Here is an 18617-nt window from a genome sequence, read left to right as displayed (position 1 = left end):
TAAGGTGCATTAGTGACCCCCGGCGCGCGGATTCAGGCGGCGATCGAGCTTCTGGACGAGATTTTTGACGGCACGCCCGCGGAAAAGGCAATCACCGGCTGGGCCAGACGGTCCAGGTTCGCCGGATCGAAAGACCGCGCGGCGATACGCGATTACGTGTATCAGGCCCTGCGGTGCCGACGCTCCTACGGGTGTCTTGGCGGGGCGCATACCGGCCGGGGGGTGATGGTCGGGGCGTTGCGTGCCGCCGGGGATGATGTAGATGAGTATTTCAGCGGCGAGGGCCACGCGCCGAAGCCGCTGACTTGCCAGGAACGTGCTGCCGGAGGAACACCCACTGAACCCGGCGATCAAATGGATCTGCCGGATTGGGTTATACCGCGTTTTATCAATTCTCTAGGTGATGAAGTTCAGGCAAGGAAAACCGCTTCTGCCTTGCAGGAACGGGCGTCGGTGATGCTGCGGGCAAACCTCAGGAAAGCCTCGGTGGCGGACGCGGTGGCGGCTTTGGCGGCTGACGGGGTCATGGCGCAACCGGCTGCGATTGCCCAGACCGCGCTGCAGGTTACCCAAGGCAGCAGGCGTGTGGCGCTGTCGCGCGCCTATCAGGACGGGCTGGTAGAGCTTCAGGATGGCGCCAGCCAGGCCGCGATGGAGATGCTGGAATTGCCGGGATCTGCCCGCGTGCTGGATTACTGCGCGGGCGGTGGCGGTAAGGTACTGGCCCTCGCCGCGCGTCTGGAGGCGGCGTGGTTCGCCCATGACGCCCTGCCGCGGCGTATGAAAGACCTTCCCGCTCGGGCGATCCGTGCAGGGGTCAACGTGGCGCTGCTGGACGATGCTGACCCGCGGCAACCGTTCGATATGGTCCTGTGTGATGTGCCTTGTTCGGGCAGCGGGACGTGGCGGCGGACACCGGATGCGAAATGGCGCCTGACCGCGGATGACCTGCAGGCGCTGACCCGGACCCAGGATGGTATTCTGGATCGCGCGGCGGAGCTTGTGGCGCCCGGCGGGCGGCTTGTCTATGCCACGTGTTCGGTTCTGCGCGACGAGAACGAGGCGCGCATCGAGGCTTTCCTGTCGCGGTCATCCGGGTGGCGCATGGTGTCCCAGCAACGCTGGCCGGTGGCAGAAACCGGTGACGGGTTTTTCTTGGCGCAGCTTCAGCGGGCATAGTCATTTGAAGCACAACCTTGACGGGTTGAGCCGGTTTCCGTTAAGTCCGGGTTAAGTCTTTTCGGCCAGAAACAACGGTACCGAATCGACAACTGGAACGCGGATATTGGCCTTTACGACGACCACAACCGGACCCATCCAGCGCGCCGCGGATCATCTGCGGTCACGTGTTATCCCGGTCGTGGGCGCGGCGCTTGTCTTTGCGCTTGTCGCGTGGTTCATGCCTGCGGGTACGGCCCGGATGGCGCTGGCCGCGGTGGCCGGGACGCTGGGCCTCGTGGCGCTGTGGACGGAATTGGCCGCACGGTTGGGCGGTGTCGGCCATCGCGGGTCGCGCGGCTTGGCCGATCTTATCCGGGAGGATACGGCGCCCACGATCGTGACCGCCGAAGATGGCAGGATCCTGTGTCACAACCCGGCGGCCGAAGGGGTTTTCGACGTGGCCGAGGCCGGTTCCCTGTCGGATGCCCTGCAGAAGGTGCTGGCCAATCCGGATGCTATCCTCTGCCGCATGGGATCGGCTGCGGGCGCGATTGGCGCGGCGCAGGAGGATGTGGTGACGCGGCAGGGCCATATCCGCCTGGCGGTTCATCGCGTCGGTGCCGAAAACTACCTGTGGCGGATCGAAAAATCGGCGGATCGGCCGCAGCGGAGCAGTGATCCGGTGCCGCTTCCGATGCTCACCGTGGGCCGGAACGATGCGATCTTGTTCATGAACACTGCCGCCCGCGAACTGATCGGTGAACGGGCACGCAACCTGGGCCGGATCTGCCCCCAGCTTCCGCTGCGATCCGGGCAATTCAACGATATCATCACGCCTGACGGCCCTTCTTCGTGCATGGTGGTCGAGCTGGAAGGCACGGCAGGGCGCCGCGAGTTTTTCCTGCTGCCCGGACTGGATGCCGAGGCGCGCCAGCCCGACGGATGGGCGTTTTTCGATGAAATGCCCGTGCCCCTGCTGAAGCTCAGCCGTGATGGAAAGATCGCGCTGTCGAACCGCCCGGCGCGCGAGTTGCTGGGGGTAGATGATTGCACGGACAAGGTTCTGGGCGACATGATGGAAGGGCTGGGGCGGTCGATCTCGGAATGGCTGGAGGATGCCGCGGATAACCGTGGAACCGTGCATTCTGAATTCCTGCGCGTGAAGCGTGAGGACCGCGAAGTGTTCCTGCAGGTCACGCTCAACCGGGCGATCGAGGATGGCGAAACGGTTCTGATTGCGGTGCTGAATGACGCAACCGAGCTGAAATCGCTTGAGGCGCAGTTCGTGCAAAGCCAGAAAATGCAGGCAATTGGCCAACTGGCGGGCGGCGTCGCGCATGACTTCAACAACCTGTTGACGGCAATATCGGGCCATTGCGACCTGCTGTTGCTGCGCCATGACGAAGGCGATGCCGACTATGGCGATCTGATACAGATCAACCAGAATGCCAATCGCGCGGCGGCGCTTGTGGGGCAGCTGCTGGCCTATTCCCGCAAACAGACATTGCGCCCCGAGGTGATGGATCTGCGCGACGCGCTTTCCGATCTGACCCATCTGCTCAATCGCCTGGTGGGTGAGAAGGTGACATTGTCACTCAGCCATGACCCGATGCTCTCGGCGATCCGCGCCGACAAGCGCCAGCTGGAACAGGTGCTGATGAATCTTGTCGTGAACGCGCGCGATGCGATGCCCGAAGGCGGCGACATTCGGATCGAGACCCAAAATCTGGTCCTGACCGAGCCGCTGCGGCGCGACCGTGCCGTTGTGGCCCCGGGCCGCTATGTCTCAGTGGAGGTGATCGACGAGGGAACGGGGATTCCCGCCGACAAGTTGCAGAAGGTCTTTGAGCCGTTTTTCACGACCAAGCGCACGGGCGAGGGCACCGGGCTTGGGCTTTCGACCGCTTACGGGATCATCAAGCAGACGGGTGGCTTTATCTTCGTCGACAGTACACCGGGCACGGGCACCAGCTTTCAGTTGCTGTTGCCGGCCTATGACGTCGTCGAAGAACGTCCGGCAAAGGAAAAGGCTGAAACCACGGTCGATACCCCGGCCGAGGGTGTCGTGCTGCTGGTCGAGGACGAAGCCCCGGTCAGGGCCTTTGCCAGCCGGGCCCTGCAGCTGCGCGGATTCACCGTGCTCGAGGCGGAATCGGCCGAGGATGCGCTGGAGCTGCTGGAAGATGACGAGCTCGACATCGATGTGTTTGTCACCGATGTGGTGATGCCGGGGATCGATGGTCCCAGCTGGGTACAAGAGGCGTTGAAGAAACGCCCCGATGTCAATGTGGTGTTCGTATCGGGCTATGCGGAAGAGACCTTTGGCGACACCCAGGCCAAGATCCCGAATTCGGTTTTTCTGCCCAAGCCGTTTTCATTGACCGAACTGACCGAAACGGTACAGCGCCAGTTGAACTGACCTGGCCCCCGCAGGCAACGCGCCGGGCGGCCGGTCCTGCACATGATGGTGTTTTCAGGGACAATTGACCGGAATGACTAGATCAAGCCGGTGTCTGGTGTGGGTTGCAGGGACCGTGATGGCGTGCCAGCTATCGGCTTTGCTGAGCGGCTGAGCGGCGGCGGCGGTGACAACCAGGCTGAGGCAACGAAACCACTGGTCGGGCGCCTGGCAAGACCCGCGTGCAGCGACCGTCGGAGCGGGTTTCGGCGCGGGCGCCGAGACGGGACTTTCGCAAGATGATTTGCTGCACACCCGGCTGCTTGCTGCGGAGGCGCATCGGCCTGACCCTTGAAAAATGGGGGTACGGGGGCCTGACCGCGGGGTTGGCGGTTTTTGGCAGTCGTAAACGACTCTTTAACTCTTGTCGGAAAAAGTGGGGTTACGAACAATTTTCTTGAAATGTTCTCCTTTTGTCTTCATACGTTGAGAACAAGAGGTGAACAAGGCAGTGATTGCCGCCCTGAGCTGGGTGTGGAATAAGGAAACTCTAACATGGCAACAGCAGATCTTTTGGCGATGGACAGCAAGAAAAACGCAGACAAGCAGAAGGCGCTGGACAGCGCCCTGGCCCAGATCGAACGGCAATTCGGCAAAGGTTCGATCATGAAACTGGGCGCGGACAACCCGGCGCAGGATATCGAGGCCACCTCGACCGGCTCGCTGGGGCTGGACATCGCGCTTGGGATCGGCGGGCTGCCCAAGGGGCGGATCGTCGAGATCTACGGGCCGGAAAGCTCGGGGAAAACCACGCTGACGCTGCATTGTATCGCCGAGGAACAGAAAAAGGGCGGGGTTTGCGCCTTTGTCGACGCCGAACACGCGCTGGACCCGATCTATGCGCGCAAGCTGGGTGTGGACCTGGACGAGCTGCTGATCTCGCAACCCGATACGGGTGAGCAGTCGCTGGAGATCGTCGATACGCTGGTGCGCTCGGGCGCCGTCAGCATGATCGTGGTCGATTCGGTGGCCGCCCTGACCCCGAAATCCGAGCTTGAGGGCGAGATGGGCGACAGCAGCGTCGGCGTCCATGCCCGGCTGATGAGCCAGGCGATGCGCAAGCTGACCGGGTCGATCAACCGCAGCAAATGCACGGTCGTCTTCATCAACCAGATCCGCATGAAGATCGGCGTGATGTTCGGCAGCCCCGAAACCACCACGGGTGGCAACGCGCTGAAATTCTACAGCTCGGTCCGGCTGGATATCCGCCGCATCGGTGCGCTCAAGGACCGCGACGAGGTGGTCGGCAACGCCACCCGCGTCAAGGTGGTCAAGAACAAGGTGGCGCCGCCCTTCAAGCAGGTGGAATTCGACATAATGTATGGCGAAGGCATCTCGAAGATGGGTGAGCTGCTGGACCTGGGCGTCAAGGCCGGGGTGGTCGAGAAATCGGGCAGCTGGTTCAGCTATGGCGACGAGCGTATCGGCCAGGGGCGTGAAAACGCCAAGGCTTTCCTGAAGGAAAACAACCGGATCGCGCTTGAGATCGAGGACAAGATCCGGGCGGCGCACGGGCTGGATTTCGACATGCCCGAGTCTGACGCCAAGGCCGAACGCGCCGCGTCGGACGACGACATACTGGAGGCGTAAACCGCCCGATGAGACATCTGAAAAAGCCCGGGCCGCGGCCCGGGCTTTTTCTTGCGGTGGACATGGGCCACGGGCGGGGATACATCAGCGGGACGCCAGGCCATTTTGCCGAAGAAGAGACGCCCATGCCGACGCTGAACGAAATCCGCTCGACCTTCCTGAATTTCTTTGAACGCAACGATCACGCGATCGTCGACAGCTCGCCCCTGGTGCCGCGCAACGACCCGACGCTGATGTTCACCAATTCGGGCATGGTGCAGTTCAAGAACCTGTTCACCGGCGTGGAAACCCGCGACTACAAGCGCGCCTCGACCAGCCAGAAATGCGTGCGCGCCGGCGGCAAGCACAATGACCTGGACAATGTCGGCTATACGGCGCGGCATCACACGTTCTTCGAGATGCTGGGGAATTTCAGCTTTGGCGATTATTTCAAGGAACAGGCGATTCCCTTTGCCTGGGACCTGCTGACCAAGGATTTCGAACTGGACAAGTCCAAGTTGCTGGTCACGATCTATCACACCGATGACGAAGCGGCGGAGATATGGAAGAAATACGCGGGCCTTTCCGATGACCGGATCATCCGCATCGCCACGGATGACAATTTCTGGTCGATGGGCGCCACCGGCCCCTGCGGCCCCTGCACCGAGATTTTCTATGATCACGGACCTGAAATCTGGGGCGGCCCGCCGGGCAGCGCCGAGGAGGATGGCGACCGGTTCATCGAAATCTGGAACCTGGTTTTCATGCAGAACGAACGGTTCGAGGACGGCACTCAGATCGACCTGGAGATGCAGTCGATTGACACCGGCATGGGGCTGGAACGGATCGGCGCGCTGCTGCAGGGCAAGCACGACAATTACGACACCGATCTGATGCGCAGCCTGATCGAGGCCAGCGCCCACGCCACCAGCCAGGATCCGGACGGGCCGGGCAATGTGCATCACCGGGTGATCGCCGATCATCTGCGCTCGACCTCGTTCCTGATCGCCGACGGGGTGATGCCGTCGAATGAGGGGCGCGGCTACGTCCTGCGCCGGATCATGCGCCGGGCGATGCGGCATGCACACCTGCTGGGCGCGAAGGATCCGGTGATGTACCGGCTGGTGCCGGCGCTGGTGGCGCAGATGGGGCAGGCCTTTCCCGAGCTGGGCCGCGCGCAGGCGCTGATCGAGGAGACGCTGAAGCTGGAAGAGACCCGGTTCAAGACAACCCTGGACCGGGGCTTGCGCCTGCTGGAGGATGAGCTGGGCGGATTGCCGGAGAACGTGGCCTTGCCGGGGCAGACGGCGTTCAAGCTCTATGACACTTATGGCTTCCCGCTTGACCTGACTCAGGACGCCCTGCGCGAAAAGGGGCGCGAGGTGGACGTGGCGGGCTTTGACGCCGCCATGGAAGAACAGAAGGCCATGGCGCGGGCGGCCTGGTCCGGCTCTGGCGAGGCGGCGGATGCATCCATCTGGTTCGACATCGCCGACGAGACCGGCACGACCGATTTCCTGGGCTATGACACGGAAGTGGCCGAGGGGCAGATCGCGGCGCTTGTCCGCGATGGCGCGCAGCTGCAAAAGGCCAGTAAGGGTGACAGCGTGCAGATTTCCCTGAACCAGACGCCGTTTTACGCCGAGGCGGGTGGCCAGGTCGGCGACAGTGGAACCCTGACAACCGATACCGGCGTGGCCAGGATTACCGATACGCGGAAAACTGCAGGCGTTTTCATCCATGTCGCCGAGGTGACCGAGGGCGAGATTTCCCGGGGCCAGCCTGCGCAGCTGGAGGTGGACCATGCCCGCCGGACGGCCATTCGTGCCAACCATTCGGGCACGCATCTGCTGCACGAGGCGCTGCGCAAGGCGCTCGGCGATCATGTGGCGCAGCGCGGCTCGCTCAACGCGCCGGACCGTTTGCGGTTCGATTTCAGCCATACCAAGGCGCTGACCCTGGATGAGCTGCGCCGTGTCGAGCAGGAGGTGAACGCCTATATCCGCCAGAACGCCCCGGTGGAAACCCGGATCATGGCGCCCGACGACGCGCGCGCCCTGGGTGCGCAGGCGCTGTTCGGTGAAAAATACGGCGACGAGGTGCGCGTCGTGTCGATGGGGGTCGAGGACGGGTCGGGCAAGGGGCTGGATGGCCGGACCTACTCGATCGAACTGTGCGGCGGCACGCATGTCCGCCAGACCGGCGATATCGGCGTGTTCGTGACGGTGGGCGAAAGCGCGTCAAGCGCGGGGGTGCGCCGGATCGAGGCGCTGACCGGCGAGGGCGCATTCCGGTATCTGAGCGATCAGGATCACCGGCTGGCCGAGGTGGCGCTGGAGCTCAAGGCGCAGCCGCAGGATGTGCCGGGCCGGGTCCGCGCGCTGATGGATGAACGCAAGGCGTTGACGAACGAAGTGGCGCAGTTGCGCCGCGAGTTGGCGATGGCCGGGGGCGCCGGGCAGGGCGACGGCCCCGCGGCGCAGCAGATCAACGGCGTGAATTTCCTGGCACAGGTGCTGAGCGGCGTGTCGGGCAAGGATCTGCCCGCCCTGATCGACGAGCACAAATCGCGTCTTGGTTCTGGCGCGGTGTTGCTGATCGCGGATACCGGCGACAAGGTGGCGGTGGCCGCCGGCGTGACGGACGACCTGACCGGCAGCATATCGGCCGTCGACCTGGTGCGCGCGGCGGTGCCCGAACTGGGCGGCAAGGGCGGCGGCGGCCGGCCCGACATGGCCCAGGGCGGCGGCCGGGACGCAAGCAATGCCGAGGCGGCGATCAAGGCCGCCGGCGCAATATTGGGAGAATAGGATGGCAGCACTCTGGATCGCGCGCGTCGATGTGAACGACGCTGAACTTTACGGGAAATACATCGAGGTCGCCTCGGTCGTGATCCCCGATCACGGTGGCGAATTCATCGCCCGCGGCGGCCGGGTCGAGCAGCTGGAGGGGCAGGGGCGCGCCCGCAATGTGGTGGCGCGTTTCCCGTCGGTTGACGCGGCGATGGCGGCCTATAACGACCCACGCTACCAAGAGGCGGTTGTCTGGGCTAAAGAGGCGTCAGATCGTGAGATTGTGGTGGTTGAAACCACCGATTGAGAAAGGTCACGGCCTGACCCAGATCAGGCCGTTTTCGACATCCGCTTGCGTTCATGCGGGTCAAGGTAACGTTTGCGCAGGCGGATCGCGTTGGGCGTGACCTCGACCAGTTCATCGTCGTCGATATAGGCAATCGCTTCTTCCAGGCTCATGGTAATCGGCGGGGTCAGGCGCACGGCCTCGTCGCTGCCGCTGGCGCGCACGTTGGTCAGTTTCTTGCCCTTCAGCGGGTTCACCTCGAGATCGTTGTCGCGGCTGTGTTCGCCGATGATCATGCCGGTATAGACCTTGGCCTGCGCGCCGATGAACATGCGGCCACGCTCTTCGAGGTTCCACAGCGCGTAGGCCACCGAATCGCCGTTTTCCATCGAGATCAGAACACCCGCGCGACGGCCCGGTATCGCCCCCTTGTGCGGCGCCCAGCCGTGGAATACCCGGTTCAGGACGCCGGTGCCGCGCGTGTCGGTCAGGAATTCGCCGTGATAGCCGATCAGCCCGCGCGAAGGCACATGGGCGATGATCCGGGTCTTGCCGGCGCCGGCCGGCTTCATCTCGGCCAGTTCGCCCTTGCGGGCGCCGGTGATCTTTTCGATGACCGCGCCGGAATAATCGTCATCGACGTCGATTGTGACCTCTTCGATCGGCTCCAGCCTGGCGCCGTTTTCATCTTCGCGCAGCAGAACCTGCGGGCGCGAAATGCTGAGTTCGAATCCCTCGCGGCGCATGTTCTCGATCAGCACGCCCATCTGCAATTCGCCCCGGCCGGCCACCTCGAACGCCTCGCCGCCCGGCGTGTCGCTGACCCGGATCGCCACGTTGGATTCGGCCTCTTTCATCAGCCGTTCGCGAATGACGCGCGATTGCACCTTCTTGCCGTCACGGCCCGCCAATGGGCTGTCGTTGATCCCGAAGGTCACGGTGATGGTGGGCGGGTCGATCGGCTGTGCCTCCAGCGGTTCGTCCACGGCCAGCGCGCAGATCGTGTCGGCGACGGTTGCCTTGGACATGCCCGCCAGGCTGACGATGTCGCCGGCCACTGCCTCGTCGATGTCCTGTGTGGCAAGGCCGCGGAAGGCCTGGATCTTGGTCACGCGGAACTGTTCGATCTTCTGGCCCACGCGTGACAGCGCCTGCACCGTCGCCCCGACCTTGAGCTTGCCCGATTCCACCCGGCCGGTCAGGATGCGACCGACGAAGGGATCGCTGCCCAATGTCGTTGCCAGCATCCGGAAATCATCACCCTGACGGGCGATCTGACGCGGGGCGGGGACGTGATTGACGATCAGGTCGAACAGCGCCGACAGGTCCTTGCGCGGCCCGTCAAGATCGTGATCGGCCCAGCCGGAGCGGCCGCTTGCATACATATGCGGGAAATCGAGCTGATCTTCGGACGCGTCAAGATTGGCGAACAGGTCGAAACACTCATCCAGCGCACGGTCAGGCTCGGCATCGGGCTTGTCGACCTTGTTGAGCACGACGATGGGGCGCAGCCCAAGCGCCAGCGCCTTGGAGGTCACGAACTTGGTCTGCGGCATCGGCCCCTCGGCGGCATCCACCAGCAGGACAACACCGTCGACCATGCTGAGGATCCGCTCGACCTCGCCCCCGAAATCGGCGTGGCCGGGCGTGTCGACGATGTTGATGCGGGTGCCCTTCCATTCGACGCTGGTCGGCTTGGCAAAGATGGTGATGCCGCGTTCGCGCTCAAGATCGTTGCTGTCCATCGCGCGCTCGTCCACCGCCTGGTTATCGCGAAAGGCGCCGGATTGCTTGAGCAGCTCGTCCACCAGCGTGGTCTTGCCGTGGTCGACGTGGGCAATGATGGCGATGTTGCGCATATCCATGGGGGCGGTGTCCTCGGGTTGTTTGCCCGCGCCCTATACGCCGCGGCAGCGAAAGGCCAGAGGCAAAGCGACAGAGGGCCGGTGTTTCAGGCGGCTGCGTGGCGGATGAGCCTGCGCAGCGGGAATTGCGGCAGGTACAGGCAGGTGGGCCCCAATGCGCGGATACCGGCGCCGCTGCCGATCTTGAACCGGGCCAACCCCGGTGCGTTTTGGGTATCCACGCTACCCAGGTCAAACCGCGTGTAGCCCTTGCGCGCCAGCCAGGCCGCCGCTTCCCAGAGCGCCAGGTTATGCGCCGACAGCGCCCTGCCGTGATCGCCGGACCAGCCGATGTGATAGGTGGCGACCGGATGGTGCAGCAGGATCAACATATGGGCCACGCCGGCACCGTCATGGATAACGGTAAACAGCCTGCTGTCCCGCGGATTGGCCGATGCCCAGGCATCAACAAAGGCGGCGGGCAGCGCCCTGTAGCTGCGGGCCCGCTGCTGATCGGTTTCCCGGCGGATCACGTGATTGTCCCGCGCTGGATCAAAACGCCGATGGCTGACGCGCAGGCCGGATCGTTGGGCATGGCGCAGGCGGTTGCGCCATTTCACATGCTGCCGCGCCATCCGGGCGCCGGCGTCCTCGCCCAGGTCGATTTCGGCCACGTGCTGGGGCGAGATAAACGGCGTCTGCCGGATCAGGTGCGTATCGGCGGGGTGGTCGGGGGCAATGATCCACAAACCTGCCGTCCCTGTGGCGCGGGGAAGGCCGCGCAGAATCTCGGCGCGCGCCGCCTCGGACGGGGCGTTCAGCCAGACCGGGCCGCGCGGCACCCATGACACGGGCAGCGGGCCGAACCGGCGCCGGACGATCTGGATCCGGGCAAGCGGGCCGGACCCCGCGTCGGCAATCCACGTCTCGACATGCGCCCCCATCTGGTCCAGCGCGCGGGCGTATTGGGCCGATTGCTGCAACGCGGCAGGGGCCGCCGGCAGGGTGGATGCGCGGGTGAATTCCATGCGCCAATTAACCGAATGAAAACCTAATTCATGGTTAATCATCCCATGGCCCATAAAAAACACTACGTCCTTGGAATATATGCCCCGTCCCCGCGTCCGACCGTTAGCGCGGCGCTGCTGGTGGCACTTGCGCTCAGCGTGCCGGTTTCGGTCTTTCTGACCCTGGCCGACATGCTGTTCTAGAAACGCAAAGGCCGCCCCGGTACGGGCGGCCTTTGACCATCGGATGCTGGTTCAGGGGGTCAGAACGGGATTTCATCGTCGATATCGCGCGCAGGTGCGCCACCCATCTGATCGCCTTGCGACGGGCCGCTGTCATAACCGCCCTGACCGCCGCCATAGCTGCCACCGCCGCCGCTGCCACCGCCATCGCGCCCGTCAAGGAAGGTAAGCTCGCCTGCATAGGGGCGCAGCACGACTTCGGTTGAATACCGGTCCTGGCCGGACTGGTCCTGCCACTTCCGGGTTTCCAGCTTGCCTTCGACGTAAACCTTCGACCCCTTCTTCAGATATTGCTCGGCCAGCCGGGCGAGGTTCTCGTTGAAGATCGCGACGCTGTGCCACTCGGTGCGTTCGCGGCGCTCGCCGGTGTTCCGGTCCTTCCAGGTCTCGGAGGTGGCGATGCGCAGGTTGCACACCTTGCCGCCGTTCTGGAAGGTCCGCACCTCGGGGTCACGGCCCAGATTGCCAATGATTATCACCTTGTTCACCGATCCGGCCATCGCGACCTCCTTGTCGTGTCTGTCAATTTTCGTTGCAGACGGTTACACCATCTCAAGCACTTGAAGAAAAGCGTTAAGGTTCAATTAATTTCTTCGGTTTGGCGGGATCGGGCCGAAGCGCCCGTGAAATCTGGATATTTTTTTCAAACTGCGTATATTGCGCCAAATCGAATTTGGGGGCAGAGAAGAAAATGCGTGTTATTGTGGCGGGCCTGCTGATGGTCGGGCTCGGTTTGCCGATGGGGGCAAGCGCCGAGACATTGTCGACGAAATCCCGGGCCAAGCTGTTCAAGTCGCAAACCCGTGTCCTGGATTCGCGTGCCCGTCAGCAATACAACAACTCGGTCCGGCTGCAGCCGCAGAAGGTGATCACGCCGACCAAGTGGGGCGACACCTCGACCAAATCCTACGAAGGGCGCTATCGCGGCCAGTATCTGCAAATGGCCAAGGATGCGGCACGGCGCCACGGCGTGCCCAGTGACCTGTTCCTGCGGCTGGTACAGCAGGAATCAGGCTGGAAAGCCACGGCGCGGTCGCACAAGGGGGCGATCGGGCTGGCGCAGCTGATGCCCGGTACCGCCCGCAAGCTGCGGGTGAACCCGCATGATCCCTATGAGAACCTCGAAGGCGGCGCGCGCTACCTGGCAGAGCAATACCGCACCTTTGGCTCATGGCGGCTGGCGCTGGCGGCGTATAATGCCGGCCCGGCGGCGGTCAGGAAGTACGGCGGCGTGCCGCCCTACAAGGAAACCAAGAACTACGTGCGCATCATCTGGGGCAGCTGAGCGGGGCGCCGGTCAGCCGGAGCGGACCAGCTCGGATTTCTTTGATTTCCGTTTGCGCAACGCGGATGGCGTATGGCCGGTATTCTGCAGGATGAAGCGCGAGAAATAAGCGGCGCTGTTGAAACCCAGATATGAGGCGACGTTCTGGATCGGCTCGGTGCCGTCCTCCAGCATCTCGCGGGCGGCGTGGACCGTGCGCTGCGTCAGCATCTCTGCCGCGGTCAGCCCGCAGCTCTGCCGGCAACTGCGGCTCAGATGGGTGGGCGTGACCCCAAGCGCGCGGGCATAGTCAGCCATCGGTTTGCCGGTGCGGTAATCGCGTTCGACCAGCGCCGAGAACGCCCTGAGCAGGTTCTCGGTGGCGGTTGCCTTCTTCAGCGGGTCTTCCTCGGCAATCATCGCCCGACGCAGCCAGACGGTCAGAAGGTGCGCCTGCGCGACCATCGCCTCGTCCGCGAAATCGCGCGCGGCCGTCTGTTCGCGTTGCAGCGCTTCCAGTATCGCGGCCAGTTCCGCCTGGGCCTGGGCATCGCGGATACGCAGGTGCTGCGGTTCATCGGGCATCAGAATCGGGCTGCCGGGCGGAATCAGCGTGATCAGGCCAAAGACCTGCTTGCCCATATCGAAGGAAAAAAGCGTCCGGGCGGGCAGGGCGATGGCATTGTGGACGCCAACACCGCGCCTGCGCCCCTCGATGATGCTCAGCCCCTGGCCCCGCGTTGTCCAGATCAGCGCATGGGCATCCAGGCTGTGCTGCAGCTCCCAGCGCCAGGGGTCGCCGTCGGACCACTGCGACAGGGTCAATATGCGGATCGGGGGGGACATGCCGTTATTCGGGCCTGCTGTTGCGCTCAGGGTGCGAATTAATCCCGTTTATCAGGTATTCCCCAAGCCCATGTCAAAGCGATAGCGGATCGATCGGCATCCAGCCGCCCATGCGGGCGCGAAACCATGTGCGCTGACGTTTGGCAAACTGGCGGGTGGCGATGGTGGCGGCCTCGCGGGCCTGATCCAGCGTCAGCTCTCCCCTGAGATGGGCAATCAACTCGGCTGCGCCGATGGCCCTGGACGAGAGCGCGCCAGGGTTCCATCCCGACAGGTTGGTCCGGGCTTCTTCCAGCGCGCCGCCGGCGAGCATCTGGTCGAACCGGCGGGCGATGCGCTGGTTCAGCCATGTTTTCTCGGCGTCCAGCAACAGCGGCGTCGCCTGTGCCAGGGGCAGCAGCGGCGGCGGTGTACTGTCCTGCCAGTGGGCCAGCCCGCGACCGGTTGTTGCCTGCACTTCCCAGGCGCGCTGCACCCGCATCGGGTTCCTGATGTCGATGCGTGACCGTGTTTCCGGGTCGATATCGGACAGCAGCGCCGGTATCCCGTGGTCTTTGCGCAGGGCATCGGCGCGGGCGCGGATTGCGGCGGGTGTCGCCGGAATGTCGGCCAGCCCTTCGGTCAGCGCCGAAAAGTAAAGCCCGGTGCCACCGACGATGATCGGCCGGTCCCCGCCGGACAGGAGCGGTGCGACCTCGCGCAGCCAGTGGCCGACCGAATAATCGGCCTCCGCCGCGACATGGCCATAGAGGCGGTGGGGGGCACGCCTTTCATCCTCTGCCGAGGGGCGCGCGGATAAAATCCGCCAGTTGGCAAAGACCTGCAGCGCGTCGGCATTGATGACCGCACCCCCCTGTTCACGCGCGATCTTGAGCGCCAGCGCGGATTTGCCGGACGCGGTGGGCCCGGCAATCAGAACCGGACGGTCCGCGGGAATATCGACAGGCAGGGTCATCGGCCCCGCAGATACGGCAGTTCCCGGGTCATTGCGAGACCGATTTGCGCGAAATCACCCGGCTGGCGGACTCTGTGATTGAACCTCTGGTCGTTTTCATACATTTTGCGCGCGATTGTCCGATCGCCAATAACAGAGAGTGCAAATGTCCCAAACCCACCCCTCCGGTACGAGATTCAGCCGCGTCATGTTGAAAATATCCGGCGAGGCATTGATGGGGGACCAGGGGTTCGGCCTGCATCCGCCCACGGTCGAGAGAATCGCGCGCGAGGTCAAGACCGTGCATGACCTGGGGGTCGAGATCTGCATGGTCATCGGCGGCGGCAACGTGTTTCGCGGCCTGCAGGGTAGCGCCCAGGGGATGGAGCGAACGACGGCTGATTACATGGGGATGCTGGCCACGGTGATGAACGCGCTGGCAATGCAGAGCGCGCTGGAAAAGCTGGGCGTGTTCTGCCGGGTGATTTCAGCCATCCGCATGGACGAGGTGGCCGAGCCCTACATCCGCCGCCGCGCCGTGCGGCACCTTGAGAAAAAGCGCGTCTGCATCTTTGCCGCGGGCACCGGCAACCCCTATTTCACCACCGATACCGCGGCGACCCTGCGCGCCAATGAAATGGCCTGCCAGGCGATCTTCAAGGGCACCAAGGTGGACGGCATCTATGACAAGGATCCGGTGGCGCACGCGGATGCCAAACGCTATGACAACGTCACCTATGACGAGGTGCTGGCGAAGAACCTGAAGGTGATGGATGCCAGCGCGATTGCGCTGGCGCGCGACAACAACCTGCCGATCATCGTGTTTTCGCTGGATGAGCCGGGCGGGTTCCGGGGGATACTGGCGGGCGACGGAACCTATACAACCGTGCACGGTTGACGCTAAGGAAGAACAAAGGCGATAAACGCCCAGCAAAGGAAGAACCGTAATGGCGGAAGACTTCGAGATTGATACAGGCGACCTGCAGCGGCGGATGGACGGTGCAATCGCGTCGTTGAAGACGGAATTTGCCTCTCTGCGGACGGGGCGCGCATCGGCCAGCATGCTGGAGCCGGTGATGGTGGATGCCTACGGGCAGATGACACCGATCAACCAGGTGGGTACGGTCAACGTGCCCGAGCCACGCATGGTCACGGTCAATGTCTGGGACAAGGGTCTGGTGGGCAAGGTCGAAAAGGCCATTCGCGAGAGCGGCCTGGGGATCAATCCGCAGCTCAACGGCACGATCATCATGCTGCCCATCCCCGAACTGAACGAGGAACGCCGCAAGGAACTGACCAAGGTGGCCTCGCAATATGCCGAACATGCCCGCGTCGCGATTCGCAATGTGCGGCGCGACGGGATGGACCAGATCAAGAAGGCCAAGGGCGACGGCATGTCCGAGGATGATCAGAAATTCTGGGAAACCGAAGTGCAGGAGCTGACGGATACCTATATCGGCAATGTCGACGCGGCGCTTGAAACCAAGCAATCAGAAATCATGCAGGTCTGATGAACCTTCAACCGGATAAGCCCGAAATCGCGCATCCCGCAACGGGGCCGCGCCATGTCGCCATCATCATGGATGGCAACGGACGGTGGGCGCAGGCCCGCGGGCGGCCCAGGCTTTTCGGGCATCATGCCGGCGCGCGCCGGGTGCGCGAAATCGTCGAATCCTGCCCTGAACTGGGGGTCCGGTACCTGACGATCTTTGCGTTTTCGACCGAGAACTGGAAGCGCACCCAGACCGAGGTTGCCGGGCTGATGAACCTGTTTCGCCGCTACATCATGAAGGAGATGCAGGAATTCGTGAAATCCAACGTGCGGGTGCGGTTCATCGGTGACCGGCTGCGTCTGGACGCGAAACTGCGCGTCTTGATGGACGAAGCCGAAACCATGACCAACCAGTGCACCGGGATCAACCTGACCATCGCGCTGAACTATGGCGGCCGAGACGAGGTGTCGCGCGCGACCAAGCGGCTGGCGCAGGATGTGGCCTCGGGTCGGCTGGACCCCAAGGATGTCGACGAGGAAACCCTGCCCAAATACCTCGATACCTGCGTGCTGCCCGATCCCGATCTGGTGATCCGCACCAGTGGCGAGGCGCGGATTTCCAATTTCCTGCTGTGGCAATCGGCCTATTCCGAATACGAATTCATCGACACGCTGTGGCCGGATTTCACCAAGGACGTGTTCAGAAACCTGCTGGAAGGATACGGCACGCGCGAGCGTCGCTTCGGGGCCCTGACTGCATGAGCGATACCGCCAAATGGTCGGACTTGGCCCCGCGGGTCATTTCGGGTGTGGCAATGGCGCTGATCGGGGCCGTCGATATCTGGATCGGCGGCATCATCTTTGAAATCACCGTCATCGGCCTTTGCGGGATCATGATCTGGGAAGCGGCCCGCATGTTCGGCGCCGAGCAGACCGCGGCGATCCGTATCAGCCTGCTGGGGGCCGCGGCGGTCACAATCGCCACCGTCGTGCCGTTTCTGCTGGTCGTTCCGATCCTGCTGGCCGCGTCCCTAGTCGGCGCGGGGCAGGTTTCGCGCCAGAAAACCCTGTTCACCCCGTTTGCCGCCTGGATATTGGTCGCCGGTTTTTCCGTCTGGGTGCTGCGGGACGAGGCCGGGCTGATCTGGATTTCCTGGGTGGTGCTGATCGTGATCGTGTCGGACATCGCCGGGTATTTCGCCGGGCGCATGCTGGGCGGCCCCAAGTTCTGGCCGCGCATCAGCCCCAAGAAGACCTGGTCCGGCACCGTCGCGGGCTGGATCGGGGCCGCCGCTGTGGGCCTGTGTTTTGCCGGGCCCACGCGGGCCGGGATTGCGCTGGTGCCGTTGTCGATGCTCGTGGCCTTCGCCGGCCAAATGGGCGACATCCTGGAAAGCCTGGTCAAGCGCCGCCTGGGGGTCAAGGACAGTTCGAACCTGATCCCGGGGCATGGCGGCGTGCTGGACCGCCTCGATGCGCTGCTGGGCGCGTCGATGCTGGTGATGATCCTCTGGCTGGCGCGGGCATTGCCGGGGGTCGCATGAAACGGGTGTCAGTCTTGGGGGCGACCGGCTCGATCGGGCAGAATACGCTCGACCTGATCCGCCGCAACCCGGCGCAGTTCGAGGTCGTCGCGCTGACCGGCGGACGCAACGTGGCGCAACTGGCGAAAGATGCCATCGCGATGCGCGCTGACATTGCCGTGATCGGTCAGGCCGACCTGCTGGAGGATTTGCGCGCGGCGCTCTCGGGCAGCGGGGTCGAGGCAGCGGCAGGTGATGCGGCCATCGTCGAAGCCGCCTCGCGCCCGGCGGACTGGGTCATGTCGGCGATCGTCGGTGCGGCGGGGCTGCGGCCCGGGCTTGCGGCACTGGAACAGGGCGCCACGCTGGCGCTGGCCAACAAGGAATCGCTTGTTGCCGCCGCGCCGCTGCTGCTGAATGCCGCGCGGGCCAATGATGCCCGTATCCTGCCGGTCGACAGCGAACATTCGGCGATCTTTCAGGCGCTGGTGGGCGAAGACCTGGACACCGTACAGCGCGTCATCATCACTGCCAGCGGCGGTGCCTTCCGCGACTGGCCGCTTGAAAAACTTGCGAGTGCCACGATCGAACAGGCCTCGACCCACCCGAACTGGGACATGGGTCAGCGCATCACCATCGACAGCGCGTCGATGTTCAACAAGGCGCTGGAAGTGATCGAAGCGCGCGAGTTCTTCGGGCTTGCGCCGGACCAGATCGAGGTGCTGATCCATCCCGAAAGCGTGGTGCATGCGCTGGTCGGTTTCTGCGATGGCGGGCTGATGGCCCATGTCGGCCCCCCGGATATGCGCCATGCCATCGGCTATGCGCTGAACTGGCCCAAACGCACCGAGCTGCCGGTGGACAGGCTGGACCTGGCGGGGATCGGGCAACTGTCGTTCGAAGCGCCCGACCTGGCGCGCTATCCCGCGCTGCGGCTGGCGCGCGAGGTCATGAAGCTGGGCGGGTTGAGCGGCGCGATTTTCAACGCCGCCAAGGAACGCGCGCTGGATCACTTCATCGGCGGGCGGATCGGATTTTGTGATATGACCAGCCTTGTCGAAGAGGTTTTGACCCGGCAAACGCCCGGTCACGGCCACAATGATGCCGAGATCACCCTTGATACGGTGCTGAAAGCAGACCAAATGGCACGTAACTGCGTCGATGACGTCATGCGTGAACAGGCAGATTAGGAACTCGT

17 protein-coding genes are annotated in these 18617 nt (G+C 63.7%); 12 read left to right on the top strand and 5 right to left on the bottom strand.

Translation table 11 applies throughout. The annotated features are described in order from the left end of the window. Nucleotides 1-12: 12 nt before the first annotated feature. The 5 genes from AAFO92_RS06325 to AAFO92_RS06305 all read left to right on the top strand — a co-directional run bounded on the left by AAFO92_RS06325 (nt 13) and on the right by AAFO92_RS06305 (nt 8287). Complete coding sequence (locus AAFO92_RS06325; RefSeq protein ID WP_347533822.1) at nt 13-1179, top strand: RsmB/NOP family class I SAM-dependent RNA methyltransferase; 1167 nt, start codon at nt 13-15, stop codon at nt 1177-1179. A 220-nt stretch (nt 1180-1399) separates the two neighbouring features. Further along, entirely contained in the window at nt 1400-3580 is a 2181-nt protein-coding gene (locus AAFO92_RS06320; protein WP_347533882.1) for an ATP-binding protein, read from the top strand. A gap of 534 nt (nt 3581-4114) precedes the next feature. After that, nucleotides 4115-5209 carry a recombinase RecA gene (recA, locus tag AAFO92_RS06315; RefSeq protein ID WP_347533820.1) on the top strand — a complete coding sequence of 365 codons (1095 nt, stop codon included), beginning with the start codon at nt 4115-4117 and terminating at the stop codon, nt 5207-5209. A gap of 125 nt (nt 5210-5334) precedes the next feature. After that, nucleotides 5335-7998: an alanine--tRNA ligase gene (gene alaS, locus AAFO92_RS06310; protein ID WP_347533880.1), complete on the top strand. Its 2664-nt coding sequence runs from the start codon at nt 5335-5337 to the stop codon at nt 7996-7998. 1 nt (nt 7999) lies between these two features. Then, nucleotides 8000-8287, top strand: coding sequence for a DUF1330 domain-containing protein (locus AAFO92_RS06305; protein WP_347533818.1), 288 nt, complete (start codon nt 8000-8002; stop codon nt 8285-8287). 23 nt (nt 8288-8310) lie between these two features. Here AAFO92_RS06305 and typA read toward each other — a convergent pair whose 3' ends face one another. After that, a complete protein-coding gene (gene typA, locus AAFO92_RS06300) occupies nt 8311-10131 on the bottom strand; it encodes a translational GTPase TypA (protein ID WP_347533816.1) in 1821 nt (606 codons plus the stop codon). An 86-nt stretch (nt 10132-10217) separates the two neighbouring features. Beyond that, nucleotides 10218-11138, bottom strand: coding sequence for a GNAT family N-acetyltransferase (locus tag AAFO92_RS06295; protein WP_347533815.1), 921 nt, complete (start codon nt 11136-11138; stop codon nt 10218-10220). A gap of 45 nt (nt 11139-11183) precedes the next feature. Between AAFO92_RS06295 and AAFO92_RS06290 the strand changes: the two genes are divergently transcribed. Then, nucleotides 11184-11321, top strand: coding sequence for a hypothetical protein (locus tag AAFO92_RS06290; protein WP_347533813.1), 138 nt, complete (start codon nt 11184-11186; stop codon nt 11319-11321). 59 nt (nt 11322-11380) lie between these two features. Here the strand turns inward: AAFO92_RS06290 and ssb are convergent, their stop codons facing one another. Further along, a complete protein-coding gene (gene ssb, locus AAFO92_RS06285; protein ID WP_347533811.1) occupies nt 11381-11860 on the bottom strand; it encodes a single-stranded DNA-binding protein in 480 nt (159 codons plus the stop codon). 191 nt (nt 11861-12051) lie between these two features. On the opposite strand from ssb, the gene AAFO92_RS06280 reads away from it, so the two are divergent. After that, nucleotides 12052-12645, top strand: coding sequence for a lytic transglycosylase domain-containing protein (locus AAFO92_RS06280; protein WP_347533809.1), 594 nt, complete (start codon nt 12052-12054; stop codon nt 12643-12645). Between the two features lie 12 nt (nt 12646-12657). On the opposite strand, the gene AAFO92_RS06275 is transcribed toward AAFO92_RS06280, so the two are convergent. After that, nucleotides 12658-13470: a helix-turn-helix domain-containing protein gene (locus AAFO92_RS06275; protein ID WP_347533807.1), complete on the bottom strand. Its 813-nt coding sequence runs from the start codon at nt 13468-13470 to the stop codon at nt 12658-12660. Between the two features lie 73 nt (nt 13471-13543). Then, a complete protein-coding gene (gene miaA, locus AAFO92_RS06270; RefSeq protein ID WP_347533805.1) occupies nt 13544-14425 on the bottom strand; it encodes a tRNA (adenosine(37)-N6)-dimethylallyltransferase MiaA in 882 nt (293 codons plus the stop codon). 145 nt (nt 14426-14570) lie between these two features. Between miaA and pyrH the strand changes: the two genes are divergently transcribed. The 5 genes from pyrH to dxr are packed head-to-tail and all read left to right on the top strand — an operon-like array spanning nt 14571 to nt 18609. Beyond that, nucleotides 14571-15302: a UMP kinase gene (gene pyrH, locus AAFO92_RS06265; protein WP_347533803.1), complete on the top strand. Its 732-nt coding sequence runs from the start codon at nt 14571-14573 to the stop codon at nt 15300-15302. Between the two features lie 49 nt (nt 15303-15351). Next, nucleotides 15352-15915, top strand: a complete 564-nt coding sequence (gene frr / locus AAFO92_RS06260; protein ID WP_347533802.1) for a ribosome recycling factor — start codon at nt 15352-15354, stop codon at nt 15913-15915. Next, entirely contained in the window at nt 15915-16658 is a 744-nt protein-coding gene (locus tag AAFO92_RS06255) for an isoprenyl transferase (RefSeq protein WP_347533801.1), read from the top strand. Before frr ends, AAFO92_RS06255 begins: the two co-directional genes overlap by 1 nt. Further along, the gene (locus AAFO92_RS06250; RefSeq protein WP_347533800.1) at nt 16655-17440 is read left to right on the top strand and encodes a phosphatidate cytidylyltransferase; all 786 of its coding nucleotides are present in this window, start codon (nt 16655-16657) and stop codon (nt 17438-17440) included. The genes AAFO92_RS06255 and AAFO92_RS06250 overlap by 4 nt, the downstream gene beginning before the upstream one ends. Then, complete coding sequence (gene dxr, locus AAFO92_RS06245) at nt 17437-18609, top strand: 1-deoxy-D-xylulose-5-phosphate reductoisomerase (RefSeq protein ID WP_347533799.1); 1173 nt, start codon at nt 17437-17439, stop codon at nt 18607-18609. The genes AAFO92_RS06250 and dxr overlap by 4 nt, the downstream gene beginning before the upstream one ends. Nucleotides 18610-18617: the final 8 nt, after the last annotated feature.

It is taken from the genome of Roseovarius sp. CAU 1744 (assembly GCF_039839345.1).
Classification (GTDB): Bacteria; Pseudomonadota; Alphaproteobacteria; order Rhodobacterales; family Rhodobacteraceae; genus Roseovarius.
This window is presented reverse-complemented; position numbering and strand designations above follow the sequence as displayed.

Bases quoted from the DNA above. Each gene is read 5' to 3' on its own strand.
- AAFO92_RS06320 (WP_347533882.1), top strand. From the start codon at position 1,400: ATGCCTGCGGGTACGGCCCGGATGGCGCTGGCCGCGGTGGCCGGGACG.
- recA (WP_347533820.1), top strand. From the start codon at position 4,115: ATGGCAACAGCAGATCTTTTGGCGATGGACAGCAAGAAAAACGCAGAC.
- alaS (WP_347533880.1), top strand. From the start codon at position 5,335: ATGCCGACGCTGAACGAAATCCGCTCGACCTTCCTGAATTTCTTTGAA.
- AAFO92_RS06305 (WP_347533818.1), top strand. From the start codon at position 8,000: ATGGCAGCACTCTGGATCGCGCGCGTCGATGTGAACGACGCTGAACTT.
- typA (WP_347533816.1), bottom strand. From the start codon at position 10,131: ATGGATATGCGCAACATCGCCATCATTGCCCACGTCGACCACGGCAAG.
- AAFO92_RS06295 (WP_347533815.1), bottom strand. From the start codon at position 11,138: ATGGAATTCACCCGCGCATCCACCCTGCCGGCGGCCCCTGCCGCGTTG.
- AAFO92_RS06290 (WP_347533813.1), top strand. From the start codon at position 11,184: ATGGCCCATAAAAAACACTACGTCCTTGGAATATATGCCCCGTCCCCG.
- ssb (WP_347533811.1), bottom strand. From the start codon at position 11,860: ATGGCCGGATCGGTGAACAAGGTGATAATCATTGGCAATCTGGGCCGT.
- AAFO92_RS06280 (WP_347533809.1), top strand. From the start codon at position 12,052: ATGCGTGTTATTGTGGCGGGCCTGCTGATGGTCGGGCTCGGTTTGCCG.
- AAFO92_RS06275 (WP_347533807.1), bottom strand. From the start codon at position 13,470: ATGTCCCCCCCGATCCGCATATTGACCCTGTCGCAGTGGTCCGACGGC.
- miaA (WP_347533805.1), bottom strand. From the start codon at position 14,425: ATGACCCTGCCTGTCGATATTCCCGCGGACCGTCCGGTTCTGATTGCC.
- pyrH (WP_347533803.1), top strand. From the start codon at position 14,571: ATGTCCCAAACCCACCCCTCCGGTACGAGATTCAGCCGCGTCATGTTG.
- frr (WP_347533802.1), top strand. From the start codon at position 15,352: ATGGCGGAAGACTTCGAGATTGATACAGGCGACCTGCAGCGGCGGATG.
- AAFO92_RS06255 (WP_347533801.1), top strand. From the start codon at position 15,915: ATGAACCTTCAACCGGATAAGCCCGAAATCGCGCATCCCGCAACGGGG.
- AAFO92_RS06250 (WP_347533800.1), top strand. From the start codon at position 16,655: ATGAGCGATACCGCCAAATGGTCGGACTTGGCCCCGCGGGTCATTTCG.
- dxr (WP_347533799.1), top strand. From the start codon at position 17,437: ATGAAACGGGTGTCAGTCTTGGGGGCGACCGGCTCGATCGGGCAGAAT.